At 56.4% G+C, this 12,966-nt stretch carries 11 protein-coding genes; all 11 read left to right on the top strand.

Annotation, left to right across the window (positions count from 1 at the left end):
• Positions 1-74 precede the first annotated feature (74 nt).
• Complete coding sequence (locus DW088_RS07775) at positions 75-1,580, top strand: IMP dehydrogenase (protein WP_117491317.1); 1,506 nt, start codon at positions 75-77, stop codon at positions 1,578-1,580.
• A gap of 87 nt (positions 1,581-1,667) precedes the next feature.
• Positions 1,668-2,960, top strand: coding sequence for a chloride channel protein (locus DW088_RS07780; RefSeq protein WP_118360301.1), 1,293 nt, complete (start codon positions 1,668-1,670; stop codon positions 2,958-2,960).
• Positions 2,961-3,024: 64 nt separating this feature from the next.
• Complete coding sequence (locus tag DW088_RS07785; RefSeq protein WP_118360302.1) at positions 3,025-3,687, top strand: HAD family hydrolase; 663 nt, start codon at positions 3,025-3,027, stop codon at positions 3,685-3,687.
• Positions 3,688-3,797: 110 nt separating this feature from the next.
• Positions 3,798-5,186 (top strand): MATE family efflux transporter, encoded by a 1,389-nt coding sequence (locus DW088_RS07790; protein ID WP_118360303.1) that lies wholly within the window; start codon positions 3,798-3,800, stop codon positions 5,184-5,186.
• The gene (locus DW088_RS07795) at positions 5,183-5,641 is read left to right on the top strand and encodes an S-ribosylhomocysteine lyase (protein ID WP_110436301.1); all 459 of its coding nucleotides are present in this window, start codon (positions 5,183-5,185) and stop codon (positions 5,639-5,641) included. Before DW088_RS07790 ends, DW088_RS07795 begins: the two co-directional genes overlap by 4 nt.
• An 87-nt stretch (positions 5,642-5,728) precedes the next feature.
• Complete coding sequence (rpmE, locus tag DW088_RS07800; RefSeq protein WP_016147979.1) at positions 5,729-5,932, top strand: 50S ribosomal protein L31; 204 nt, start codon at positions 5,729-5,731, stop codon at positions 5,930-5,932.
• 557 nt (positions 5,933-6,489) lie between these two features.
• Entirely contained in the window at positions 6,490-7,770 is a 1,281-nt protein-coding gene (hflX, locus tag DW088_RS07805) for a GTPase HflX (RefSeq protein WP_118360304.1), read from the top strand.
• Positions 7,771-7,802: 32 nt separating this feature from the next.
• Positions 7,803-8,438 (top strand): YigZ family protein, encoded by a 636-nt coding sequence (locus DW088_RS07810; RefSeq protein ID WP_118360305.1) that lies wholly within the window; start codon positions 7,803-7,805, stop codon positions 8,436-8,438.
• Between the two features lie 121 nt (positions 8,439-8,559).
• On the top strand, positions 8,560-9,561 hold the full coding sequence (locus DW088_RS07815; RefSeq protein WP_118360306.1) for a deoxyguanosinetriphosphate triphosphohydrolase: 1,002 nt from the start codon (positions 8,560-8,562) through the stop codon (positions 9,559-9,561).
• Positions 9,562-9,619: 58 nt separating this feature from the next.
• Positions 9,620-11,386, top strand: coding sequence for a DNA primase (gene dnaG / locus DW088_RS07820; protein WP_118285635.1), 1,767 nt, complete (start codon positions 9,620-9,622; stop codon positions 11,384-11,386).
• A complete protein-coding gene (gene rpoD / locus DW088_RS07825; RefSeq protein WP_110436306.1) occupies positions 11,383-12,621 on the top strand; it encodes an RNA polymerase sigma factor RpoD in 1,239 nt (412 codons plus the stop codon). The genes dnaG and rpoD overlap by 4 nt, the downstream gene beginning before the upstream one ends.
• The last annotated feature ends 345 nt before the right edge of the window (positions 12,622-12,966 follow it).

A 12,966-nucleotide genomic window follows, 5' to 3' on the forward strand; every position in this document is an offset into this window, starting at 1 on the left:
CTTTACAGGGCAAAAAGGATATAATAAGCTTAACTATCAAAAACGACCTATTTGGAGAAAAGGAGAACGACGAAATGGCGTATTATTTCAGTGAACCTTCGCATACCTTTAACGAATATCTGCTGGTACCGGGGTATTCCTCTGCGGAGTGCATGCCGGCGAACGTAAGCCTGCGCACACCAATCGTTAAGTACAAAAAGGGCGAGGAATCCGCGCTGTATGCCAACATTCCGATGGTTTCCGCAATCATGCAGGCGGTATCGGATGATCGTATGGCGATCGCACTGGCGCAGGAGGGCGGTATCTCCTTTATCTTCGGTTCGCAGTCGATCGAGAGTGAGGCTGCCATGGTTTCCCGCGTAAAGAGCTACAAGGCAGGCTTCATCGTATCCGACTCCAACGTAAAGCCGGACACCACCCTTGAGGAAGTCCTCAAGCTGAAGGAGCGCACCGGTCACTCCACCATGGCTGTTACCGATGACGGCACCGCTAACGGCAAGCTGCTCGGCATTGTCACCAGCCGCGACTACCGTGTTTCCCGCATGGAGCGCAGCGTTAAGGTTGAGGAGTTCATGACGCCGTTTGACAAGCTGATCACCGCTCCGGCAGACACCAGCCTCAAGATCGCAAACGACATCATCTGGGACAACAAGCTGAACTCTCTGCCGCTGGTAGACGACAAGCAGCATCTGGTTTATATGGTATTCCGTAAGGACTACGACAGCCACAAGGCAAACTCTCTTGAGCTGCTCGATGAGCACAAGCGTTATGTAGTCGGCGCAGGCATCAACACCCGTGACTACGCAGAGCGTGTTCCGGCACTGGTTGAGGCCGGCGCAGATGTTCTCTGCATCGACTCCTCCGAGGGTTTCTCCGAGTGGCAGAGCCGCACTCTGTCCTGGGTACGCGCAAAGTACGGCGACAGTGTAAAGGTCGGCGCGGGCAACGTTGTTGACCGCGAGGGTTTCCGCTTCCTTGCTGAGGCCGGCGCGGACTTCATCAAGGTCGGCATTGGCGGCGGCTCCATCTGCATCACTCGTGAGCAGAAGGGCATCGGCCGCGGTCAGGCTACCGCTCTGATCGAGGTTGCAGCCGCTCGTGACGAGTATTTCGAGGAGACCGGCATCTACATTCCGATCTGCTCGGACGGCGGTATCGTTCACGATTATCACTGCACGCTGGCGCTGGCTATGGGCGCCGACTTCCTCATGCTCGGCCGCTACTTCTCTCGTTTTGACGAGTCCCCGACGAACAAGGTCAACATCAACGGCAGCTACATGAAGGAGTACTGGGGCGAGGGTTCTGCCCGTGCCCGCAACTGGCAGCGCTACGACATGGGCGGCGACAAGAAGCTGTCCTTCGAGGAAGGCGTTGACTCCTACGTTCCGTACGCAGGCTCGCTGAAGGACAACCTCGGTCTGACCCTGAGCAAGGTCCGTTCCACCATGTGCAACTGCGGCTCTCTGTCCATTCCGGAGTTCCAGAAGAAGGCAAAGATCACGCTGGTATCCGCAACCTCGATCGTCGAGGGCGGCGCACACGATGTTGTGCTCAAGGAAACCGCATCTACGAGCAAATAAGCATAGTTTACTCACAAATTGCCCCACAGGTTATCTCTGCGGGGCAATTCTTATCGGAAATGAGATTGCATGAAGGGGAGGGGCGCTATGCCTCAGAATAATAAGCCGGGACGCCGTCTGCTGCGGCGGCTGTACGGTTCGTGGTACCGCGTGCGGCGCAATATCAGCGCGTTTGCGCGGTGGTGCCTGTTTGCAGTCATTATCGGCGTGGTGGTGGGCGCAGTCGGCGCGGCGTTTGAGCACGCACTCGAATGGGCGACCGAAACCCGTCAGGAATACAGCTGGACGCTGTATTTTCTGCCGCTGGTCGGTCTGTTTATCGCGTTCTGGTACAGTAAAATGGATATGCCGCTTGAACGCGGCACTAACTTCATCCTGACCTCGGTGCGGCAGGATCATCCGGTGCGGCTGCGGCTTGCTCCGAGCATCTTCATCACCTCGGTGCTGACCCACCTGTGCGGCGGCTCTGCCGGACGAGAAGGTGCGGCGCTGCAGCTCGGCGGTGCGATTTCGGGCAATATCGGACATCTGATGCACCTGGACGACAAGGATTCCCGCACGATCACCATGTGCGGCATGGCAGCGTGCTTTTCGGCGCTGTTCGGCACACCGCTTGCGGCGAGCGTGTTCGCAATGGAGGTTATCAGCGTGGGCGTGATGTACTACGCGGCGCTGTTTCCGTCCATCCTTGCGAGCGTAATCGCGCATCAGGTAGCGCTGCAGCTTGGCGGCGGCACGACCGCGTTTACGCTCTCCGGTGTGCCGGAAAATACGGATGTGCTGCTCATTGTAAAGCTGGTGGCGTTCGGCGTGGTCTGCGCCGGACTGAGTGCGCTCGTGTGCATCGTCTTCCATAAAATCGGTCATCTGTTCAAGCATTTTCTGCCGAACCAGTACGCCTGCATTGCGGTTGGCGGCGCGGTCGTGGTGCTCATCAGCCTGCTGCTCGGCACGCGCGACTACAACGGTGCAGGCATGCAGGTCATTGAACGCGCGATTGCCGGTCACGCGGCCTACGAGGCGTTTTTCCTCAAGCTGGTGCTGACGGCGATTACCATTGGCGTCGGCTATAAAGGCGGTGAGATCGTGCCTGTGCTGTTCATCGGCGCGACTTTCGGCGCCGCCTACGGCGGATTTTTCGGTCTGGCTCCATCCTTTGCGGCCAGTCTCGGTATGACGGCCGTGTTCTGCGGCGTGACAAATTCGCCGCTTACATCTATCCTGCTGGCGTATGAGCTGTTCGGCGGTCAGAGCCTTGCGCTGTTTGCACTGGTCATCGCCATCGCGTACATGCTCTCCGGCTACTATGGTCTGTACAGTGAGCAGAAGATCATCTATTCCAAGCTCAGACCGCAGTTTATCGACCGCAAAACGAAATAATGGAGAATGAACGCCATCTCCAGTTCCTGATTATTCATTACTAATTATCCTGAAAGGATTCAACATGGCAAACGCAAACATCAAAGGTGCAATTTTCGACATGGACGGCACGCTTTTGGACTCCATGCCGGTCTGGAAACGACTGACACAGCGCTACCTCGCGCAGTTCAACGTTCACATCACGGACGCGGACTACGCGGTATGCGAGGGCTTTTCTCAGCCGCAGGTTGCGGAGTATTTTCTGAAACGCTATCCGAATCTGCCGCTGACCCGTCAGCAGATGCTCGACGGCATGGACGAGTTGATTACCTCCCGCTACGAGACGATTGCAAAGCCCAAGGACGGTGTAATCGACTTTCTCAAAGGTCTGCGCGCATGCGGCGTCAAAATGGCCATCGCTACGCTGACGGCACGCCGCCACGCGGAGAAGGCGCTCATCGACCGCGACATGATGAAATATTTCGAGTTCATGCTCACCATCGAGGACGTGGGCGTGCCCAAGTACGAGCCGGACATTTATCTCGAAGCAGCAAAGCGCCTCGGTCTGACAGCAGGCGAGTGCATGGTGTTTGAGGACGCGCCGTATGCGGGCGTAACGGCGAAAAAAGCCGGTTTTGCGCTCTGCGGCATGGCCGAACCCGCCTACGCGGAGGGCGAAGACACGCTCCGGCAGGTCAGCGATATGTTCGTCGAGCATTCCTTTGCCGAACTTGCCGGAAAACTGTAAAAAACACTTGCAATATAACGCATCATATCCTATTATATATAGGAAAGAGAGTATGGAGCTGCGTTAGGAATCCTAACGCGGCTTCCTTTTACGTTGGGAGGCTGGAATTTTTGGAACAACAGAATAAAATGGGCACCGCGAAAATGGGTCCGCTGATCTTTTCGATGGCACTGCCGGCGATGATCTCCATGATCATCAACGCGCTGTACAACATCGTAGACAGTATCTTCGTGGCCAAGTATTCGCAGGATGCGTTGGCGGCGGTTTCGCTCGTATATCCGCTGCAGATGCTGGTCGTGGCGATCGGTGTCGGCACCGGTGTCGGCGTAAACTCACTGATCGCACGCCGTCTGGGCGAGAGACGCCAGAAGCACGCGGACTCTGCGGCAGAGCACGGTGTAGCATTGGCGGTTGTCGGCGGCATCGCGTTCTTCATCCTCGGATGGGGACTGTCCGGTGTATTTGTCGGTGCGTTCGGTGCAAGTGAGTCGGTTTCGACGTTCGCTATCCAGTATTCGCACCTTGCGGTCGGCATGAGTATTTTTGTTATGATCTCGATGATGTGCGAGAAGATCCAGCAGTCCGGCGGCAACATGATCATCCCGATGTGTCAGGGCCTGACCGGTGCGATCATCAACATCATCCTTGATCCGCTGATGATCTTCGGTATCGGTCCGTTCCCGGAGATGGGTATTCGCGGCGCGGCTCTCGCGACCGTTATCGGCCAAATCTTCGGCATGGCGCTTGGCCTGTGGGGCGTGTTCCGTCAACAGAAGGTGCTGAATGTCAACATGCGCGAGTTCAAGTGGCGCGGACAGACGGTCAAGGATATTTACCGCGTCGGCCTGCCGGGCATTGTCATGCAGAGCGTGGTCTCGGTTATGACGGCCGGTATGAACGGTATTTTGATTGCCTTCTCGCAGACGGCGGTCAACGTACTCGGTGTGTATTTCAAGCTGCAGACCTTCGTCTTTATGCCGGTATTCGGACTTAATCAGGGTGCGCTGCCGGTTATGGGCTACAACTACGGCGCACGCAACCGCAAGCGTCTGATGGGAGCGTACAAGATTACGCTGACGGCGGCTGTCGTCATTATGGCGCTTGGTCTGGTGCTGTTCCAGCTGCTGCCCGAGCAGATGCTCATGCTGTTTGTGGACAAGTCCGATGCGGCGGCAGCACAGGAGATGCTCGAGGTCGGCGTTCCGGCGCTCAAGACCATCAGCCTGTCGTTCCTCGGCGCGGCGTTCGGCATCATCAACTCCACGCTGTTTCAGGCCACCGCACGCGGCATGAACAGCCTGATCGTGTCCGTCTGCCGTCAGCTGGTCGTTATCCTTCCGGCGGCATGGCTGCTGGGTCAGCAGTTCGGCCTGAATGCGGTATGGTATGCATTCCCGATCGCAGAGATCGCAGCATTCTTTATCTCGTATATTCTGCTCTGGCGCGAATACCGCACGGAGCTTCGATTCCTTGGTATTGAAAGGGAGGCAAAGGCATGAAACGAATTGCCAGCTTTGAAGTAAACCATGACAAACTGAAGCCGGGTATGTATACCTCGCGTATCGACGGTGACATCACCACCTATGACATCCGCATGGTGTACCCGAATGCGGGCACTTACATCCAGCCTGCGGCGGGGCATACGTTCGAGCACCTGTTTGCAACCTATGCGCGCAACTCGAAGTTTGCCGATCAGATCATCTACTGCGGCCCGATGGGCTGTCAGACCGGCTTTTATTTTCTCGTGCGCGATATGAAGCCGTCGGATGCGATTGCGCTCGTGCAGGAGAGCATGGCGTTTATCGCCGCTTACGAGGGCGAGATTCCGGGCGCGAGCCGCATTGAGTGCGGCAATTATCTGCTGCACGATCTGGCAGGCGCAAAGCAGCTTGCTGCGTCCATGATTCCCGTGCTCGAGGGCTGGAAAGAAGAAAATCTGATTTATGAAAAATAATGCTTGCATTTTCGGAAAACATGTGGTAAGATAATTTTACGACTGTTGGAGATATGTAAACATATCCGTGGAAAGAGGTGAAACAACATGAAACAGGGCATCCATCCCGACTACAAGCAGACCACGATCCGCTGTGCCTGCGGCAATGTCATTGAGACCGGCTCCACCAAGGAGAACATCGTCGTTGACGTTTGCTCCAAGTGCCACCCCTTCTTCACGGGTAAGCAGAAGCTGGTAGACACCGGCGGACGTGTTGATCGCTTCAAGAAGCGTTTCAATCTGGACAAGTAATGAGAAAAGCCATCGAAACGTGTTTTCGATGGCTTTTTCGTTATCTATACGCTGCCCGCTCGGGGCAAGAGGGTAGACACCTGCGGTTTCTACCCTCTTAACTCCCGTTTCCCTTTGTTTCTTAGCTTGGCGCAGACCAGAGACCGGCGAACGCTCCGAAATAGGGGAACGGCAGTCGGGTTACCCGTCTGTAGGGGCGCGCATTGCGCGTCCATTACTCGACCGATTCGCAGTTCTCGGATACCGTACTGCTACACAGGTGGTTTAGTCTGCGCAGGCGCGGCATATCTGTGCCGCGCAACTCGTTGGTCTGGTGGCTATGGACGGCGCCTGCGGGTTTAATTTGATAACAGATGTTACTGCAGGGTGCGCTGACTTACAACGATAGGGCATTTTCTATATAACAAAAAATCCGCCACGGTTTGCCGTGACGGAAAAATATTCACTTTTTCTATCTTTATATTACCGCAAATCGGACGGAAAATCAAGTCTTATACGGTTTTGCGTTTGGGTGTAATAAATATAGAGGACAATTTAACAGCAAGGAGGAATTTTCCATGCCGTTTACCAATCAAACAGAAGAAAAGCAGATCGAACGGGCGGTTCTGGTCGGTCTGTCGTGTCCGAGCTTCAACGCCGATCAGGATGCGGACGAGCGCACGATGGACGAGCTGCGCGCGCTGGCGGAGACTGCCGGTGCGGAGGCCGTTGCGATGACGCTGCAGCGCCGTCCGGCACCGGATGCCCGCACGTTTATCGGTGAGGGCAAGGCGGAAGAGGTCAAGCAGCTTGCCGAGATGAACGACGCAAGTTTGATCTTGTTCGACAACGAGCTGTCGCCGTCGCAGATGAGCAATCTGGAGGAATTGACCGGCCGCACGGTACTCGACCGCTCGGCGCTCATCCTCGATATTTTCGCGCAGCGTGCGCGCACCGGCGAGGGCAAGCTGCAGGTCGAGCTGGCGCAGTACCAGTACATCCTGCCGCGTCTGGCGGGCATGGGCAAGGCGATGAGCCGTCTCGGCGGCGGCATCGGCACGCGCGGACCCGGTGAGAGCAAGCTGGAGAGCGACCGCCGTCACATCCGCAGCCGCATCGACAAGCTGCGCCGTGATCTGGAGCAGGTGCGTCAGGTGCGCTCCGTGCAGCGCCGCCAGCGCAAAAAGGCCGAGCTGCCGCTGGTTGCCATTGTCGGCTACACGAACGCGGGCAAGTCCACACTGCTGAACACCCTGACCGGTGCGGGCATCGAGGCGAACGACCGTCTGTTCGATACACTCGACCCGACTACGCGCAAAAAGCGCATTTCGGACACGCAGGAAATCCTCCTGTCCGATACCGTAGGCTTTATTCGCAAGCTGCCGCATCATCTCGTATCGGCGTTCAAGGCCACGCTCGAGGAGCTGGCCTACGCCGATCTGCTGCTGCACGTTGTGGACGTTTCGGACGAAAACTGGCAGATTCATGCACAGACTGTGGATAAGGTTGTGGCACAGCTCGGCGCACAGGATATTCCACGTGTAATGGTGTATAACAAGGCGGATAAGTGCGACCCGGACGTCATTCCGTTCATTCGACCGGATGAGGGCGTGAAGATTTCCGCAAAGAGCGGCGAGGGCGTTGACGACCTGCTGACTGCCATCGAAAAGGCGCTCGGCAAGGGCAAGCATAAGGTGAAGCTGTGCATTCCGTACAGCGACGGCGCCGTGCTCGATATGCTGCACCGCGAAGCACAGATCGACTCGACCGACTATGCCGCGGAAGGCACGATTGTTGAGGCGGTTGTGGATGATAAGACCTACGGCAGAGTTTCGACATACATTATGGGTAATGAGTAATTACTAATTCCTAATTATTTAAGGATTTGCTGATGGAAAAAGATTACTTTGTGCCTTTCGCCAGCTACGGCGAGGACAAATTTGAAGAAAAACGCTCCAAGTTCACCGGACGGCTGTGGCATGTTGAAACCGCCGAGGAGGCGGTAGCGAAGATAAAGGAAATGCGCGAGACCTACTGGGACGCGACACACAACTGCTACGCCTACATTCTCCGTGAAGGCAATGTGATGCGCTACTCGGATGACGGAGAACCGCAGGGCACGGCAGGCATGCCGATCCTCGAGGTGCTGCGCCACGAGAACCTGACCGACTGCGTTTGCGTTGTCACGCGCTATTTCGGCGGTATTCTGCTCGGCACGGGCGGACTGGTCCGCGCGTACACACAGGGCGCGCAGGTGGCTGTCGCGGCGGCCGGTGTGCAGAGAATGAGCCTGTATACGGTGGCGCTCATCGCGTGCCCGTACAATCTGTACGAGATTATTCTGCACCTGCTGCCGGACCACGACTGCGCGGTCGAGGAGACCGACTACGGCGCGGATGTAACGCTGACCGTGACGCTGCCCGCCGGTCATGAGGACAAGCTCAATCAGGCGCTCGCCGAAGCCACGGCAGGGCAGGTTTACGCCGAGGTCATGGAGACCCGATTCATGGGTCGGCGTGTCAAGTAAATACCGACTTGCAAGGCTCACAAAATTCTGAAAAAATTTTTGTGAAAAAAAGAGGATTTTCAGATTTCGTTTCGTATAACTATTATGTGACGGATTCTCCGAGGCTGAGGAGGCGGTACATATGACCATTCGAGAGCAGAACGAACAGCGCGAGCACGCGGTGCTTGAGCCGTGGGCGACCTTTGCGGACAGCTCCGCAGGCAGGCTGCGCCCGATGGAGCCGTGTCCGTACCGCACCTGCTTTCAGCGCGACCGGGACCGCATTATCCACTCGAAGGCGTTCCGGCGGCTGGGCAACAAGACGCAGGTATTTATCTCGCCGGAGGGTGACCACTACCGTGCTCGGCTGACGCATACGCTCGAGGTCGCGCAGATTGCGCGGACAATCGCGCGGGCGCTCGGACTCAACGAGGATTTGACCGAAGCGATCGCACTCGGACATGATCTCGGGCACACGCCGTTCGGTCACGCCGGAGAGGCGGCGCTTGATGAGGCTTGTCCGTTCGGGTTTCGGCACAACGAGCAGAGTTTGCGCGTTGTGGATGTGCTCGAGGATTTGAACCTTACGCGCGAGGTGCGCAACGGCATTGTCTGCCATACCGGCAGGCGCAAGGCGAGTACGCCGGAAGGCCGCATTATCCACTTTGCCGACCGCATTGCCTACATCAACCATGATATTGATGACGCGGTACGCGCGGGCATTATCCGCGAGAGCGATATTCCGCAGCATTTGAGAAAACGCCTAGGTGGGACGCACGGCAAGCGCATTGATACGCTGGTGACGGCGATGATCGAGTACGGTCAGCGGTATCTGGAGATCGGCATGGACGAGCAGATGCACGAGGACATGATGGAGTTGCGGCAATTCATGTTCGATCATGTGTACCATGGCACGGCTGCACAGCGCGAGGAAAAACGCGCAAAATCCATGCTGCGCAGTTTGTACGAATATTTTATCGAGCATCCCGACGAGCTGCCGGACGATTACTTCGTGCTGCAGGCCCGGGGGGAGGCGCTCGAGCGGATCGCGTGCGACTATGTTGCAGGCATGACCGACCGCTACTCGATAGCGGTCTATAAGAATTTATTTATTCCGAAAAGCTGGAATAAGATTGAGGATTAACGAAAATGGGTATCATATATTCGTTTTCGTTCGATAAATAGGGAAGGAGGGGCACGAAATGCCGTTTGACCGTATATTTCTGGACGAGCTGTCCGCGCGGAACGACATTGTAGAGATCGTTTCGCAATATGTGCAGCTGAAAAAGAGCGGCGCGAACTATTTCGGTCTGTGCCCCTTCCACAACGAGAAAACCGGTTCGTTTTCGGTCTCGCCGGACAAGCAGATCTTTCACTGCTTCGGCTGCGGCGCAGGCGGCGGTGTCATTACCTTTATTATGAAGGCGGAAGGTCTGACCTTCCCGGATGCGGTACGCTATCTCGCCGAGCGGGCGGGCATGCAGATACCCGAACAGGGCGAAGCCGAGCGCAAAGCGGCGCGCCACAGAGAGCGTCTGTACGCGCTCTGCAGGGACGCCGGACGCTATTATTATGACACACTCTGGCGGCCGGAAAACCGAACCGCACAGCAGTATTTTATCAACCGAGGTCTGTCCCGAAGGACGATGAACCGTTTCGGACTCGGCTATGCACCGGATTCTTTCCACGCGCTCATCGACGCGATGACGGCCAAAGGCTACACGCGCGAGGAACTCATGGACGCCGGTCTGGTCAGCCGCAGCGAAAAGGGACATATTTACGACCGGTTCCGCAACCGTGTCATGTTCCCGATCATCGACGTGCGCGGCCATGTGATTGCATTCGGCGGCCGTGTGCTGGATGATTCCAAGCCGAAGTACCTGAATTCGCCGGAAACGCCGATCTTCCACAAGAGCCGCAATCTGTTTGCGCTCAACCTGTCAAAAAGCACGAAGAACGATTATTTTATCTTAGCCGAGGGCTATATGGATGTCATCGCGCTGCATCAGGCGGGATTTGATTCCGCGGTTGCATCGCTTGGCACCTCGCTGACCGAGGAGCAGGCGCGCATTATCGCGCGGCATACCGACCGCATTGTCATCTCGTATGACGCGGACGGAGCCGGTCAGGCGGCGGCACAGCGCGCGATCGACATCCTGAAAAAATGCGATCTGCAGGTCAAGGTGCTGCGTATTCCGGGGGCCAAGGACCCGGATGAATTCATCAAGGCACGCGGCGCGGATGCGTTCCGCAATCTGATTGAACGCAGTGAGGATCACAATGCGTTCCGCATTGAGCAGATTGCCGCAAAGTACGACCTTGAGGACGATGAAGCACGCGTACTGTTCCTCAGAGATGCAGCACGGATGCTCGCCGGCATCGAGAGTACCATTGAGCGCGAGGTCTACGCCGGACGTGCCGCCAAGATGGCAGGCGTGACCGCCGAAGCCATGAACGTTGAGGTTCGGCGCGAACTCGGCATTCAGCGCAAGCGGCGAAAGGCCGCCGAACGGCGTGAGATACGCTCTCCGGTCGGACTGGCGCAGCCGAAGGACAGGTCGCTGGCGTATACCGACATGAAATCCGCCAAGGCCGAGGAGAACGTGCTTAGACTTCTGTTCTCGGACCAGAAATTGATTGCCGTTGCCGAAAAGGACTTGCAGCCGGCGTGGTTTTCCGCACCGGTGCTGCGTAAGATATACGAGCGCGTGCTGGAGCTGAACCGAAACGACCAGATGGTCGATGTGCTGTCCTTTGAGGGATGGCTGGAGCCTAACGAAATGAGCCTGCTGTCCGCGATACTCGAACCCGGCATTCCGGCCGGAGAGCATCGAGGGGAACTGCAGGAATACATAAACACCATACGAATGCAGCGCGTCAAGGATGGAACCATTACGCAGGCGGGAGAGGACCCGTTGCTTACATTCGGACGCATCAAAAAACAAAACGCGGGAGGACAAACGATATGACGAAAGCAAACGCAAATGCAGCCGCAAACGCACAGGAGCAGCAGGCAGCACAGCAGCAGATCCTGCGCGACCTGCTCGCGCTTGGCAAGAAGAACGGCCGCCTGACGCTCAAGGAGATTTCGGATGCACTGAGCCATCTGGAGCTGTCGAGTGAGGACATCGACAAGGTGTACGAGACGCTCGAGACCATGGGCATCGAGGTCGAGACGAACGGTGTGCTGGAGAAGGTCATCGGTGACGATGACGACTCCTTTGAGCCGGAGGAAGTGGAAGAGGTTCCGGAGGAAGAACTGGTCGATACCTCTGCCATGGCTGAGACGTTCGCCATTGATGATCCGGTCCGCATGTATCTGAAGGAGATCGGCAAGGTCGATCTGCTGTCTCCTGAGGAGGAGGTAACGCTCGCAGAGCGCATGCAGAAGGGCAACGAGGCCGCAGAGCGTATCGCAAACGAAGGCGATGCCATTCCGGCGGAGGAGCGCGCACAGCTTGAGAAGGATATCAAGCTTGGCGACCGTGCAAAGAAGCGTCTGGCTGAGGCGAACCTGCGACTGGTTGTCTCTATCGCAAAGCGCTATGTCGGCCGCGGCATGCTGTTCCTCGATCTGATCCAGGAGGGCAACCTCGGTCTGATCAAGGCAGTTGAGAAGTTCGACAGCACCAAGGGCTTTAAGTTCTCTACCTACGCAACGTGGTGGATCCGTCAGGCGATCACCCGTGCGATTGCGGATCAGGCGCGTACGATCCGTATTCCGGTACACATGGTTGAGACTATCAACAAGGTTATCCGCGTTTCCCGCCAGCTGCTGCAGGAGCTGGGCCACGATCCCAGCCCGGAGGAGATCGCCAAGGAGATGAACATGCCGGTTGACCGTGTGCGCGACATCCTGAAGATCGCGCAGGAGCCGGTATCGCTCGAGACGCCGATCGGCGAGGAGGAGGATTCTCACCTCGGCGACTTCATCCCGGACGACGACGCGCCGGAACCGGCAGAGGCGGCCTCCTTCATGCTGCTCAAGGAGCAGCTCGTCGAGGTGCTCAAAACTCTGACGCCGCGAGAGGAAAAGGTTCTGCGCCTGCGCTTCGGCATCGAGGACGGTCATACCCGCACTCTTGAGGAAGTCGGCAAGGAATTCAACGTAACTCGTGAGCGTATCCGCCAGATCGAGGCAAAGGCGCTGCGTAAGCTGCGCCATCCGTCGCGCTCCAAGAAGCTGAAGGATTTTCTGAACTAAGCAAGATATCAAAAGCCGCTTACCATTGGTAAGCGGCTTTTTTATGGAAAATGAAACCGTTGCGCTAATTCTCCATTCTCAATTACTGCGATATTCGAGATACAGCAAAAATGCTTGACCGGCGGAGATGTGTCTATCGTGTTGTAAAACTGCGGCAGAATATTGCCTGAGATCGGCAGAACGGACAGCTGTGCAAAATGCCGTCACAGGCTTCCCTTTGTCAGATTATGCGAAGGGCGTTTTTTTCTTCCTTTGTGAAGTAGCACTAAAATTATATCATTTTATTTGTAAGAAATAAACAAAAGTGAGTGATTTTGCTGAAAATCTTTCAGAAATGCAAAAAAC

The organism is Butyricicoccus sp. AM05-1 (assembly GCF_003474415.1).
GTDB lineage: Bacteria > Bacillota > Clostridia > Oscillospirales > Butyricicoccaceae > Agathobaculum > Agathobaculum butyriciproducens.

What these genes read in the sequence shown, in the direction of transcription:
- DW088_RS07775 (WP_117491317.1), top strand. Translation starts at nt 75, where the DNA reads ATGGCGTATTATTTCAGTGAACCTTCGCATACCTTTAACGAATATCTG.
- DW088_RS07785 (WP_118360302.1), top strand. Translation starts at nt 3,025, where the DNA reads ATGGCAAACGCAAACATCAAAGGTGCAATTTTCGACATGGACGGCACG.
- DW088_RS07780 (WP_118360301.1), top strand. Translation starts at nt 1,668, where the DNA reads ATGCCTCAGAATAATAAGCCGGGACGCCGTCTGCTGCGGCGGCTGTAC.
- DW088_RS07810 (WP_118360305.1), top strand. Translation starts at nt 7,803, where the DNA reads ATGGAAAAAGATTACTTTGTGCCTTTCGCCAGCTACGGCGAGGACAAA.
- dnaG (WP_118285635.1), top strand. Translation starts at nt 9,620, where the DNA reads ATGCCGTTTGACCGTATATTTCTGGACGAGCTGTCCGCGCGGAACGAC.
- rpmE (WP_016147979.1), top strand. Translation starts at nt 5,729, where the DNA reads ATGAAACAGGGCATCCATCCCGACTACAAGCAGACCACGATCCGCTGT.
- rpoD (WP_110436306.1), top strand. Translation starts at nt 11,383, where the DNA reads ATGACGAAAGCAAACGCAAATGCAGCCGCAAACGCACAGGAGCAGCAG.
- hflX (WP_118360304.1), top strand. Translation starts at nt 6,490, where the DNA reads ATGCCGTTTACCAATCAAACAGAAGAAAAGCAGATCGAACGGGCGGTT.
- DW088_RS07795 (WP_110436301.1), top strand. Translation starts at nt 5,183, where the DNA reads ATGAAACGAATTGCCAGCTTTGAAGTAAACCATGACAAACTGAAGCCG.
- DW088_RS07815 (WP_118360306.1), top strand. Translation starts at nt 8,560, where the DNA reads ATGACCATTCGAGAGCAGAACGAACAGCGCGAGCACGCGGTGCTTGAG.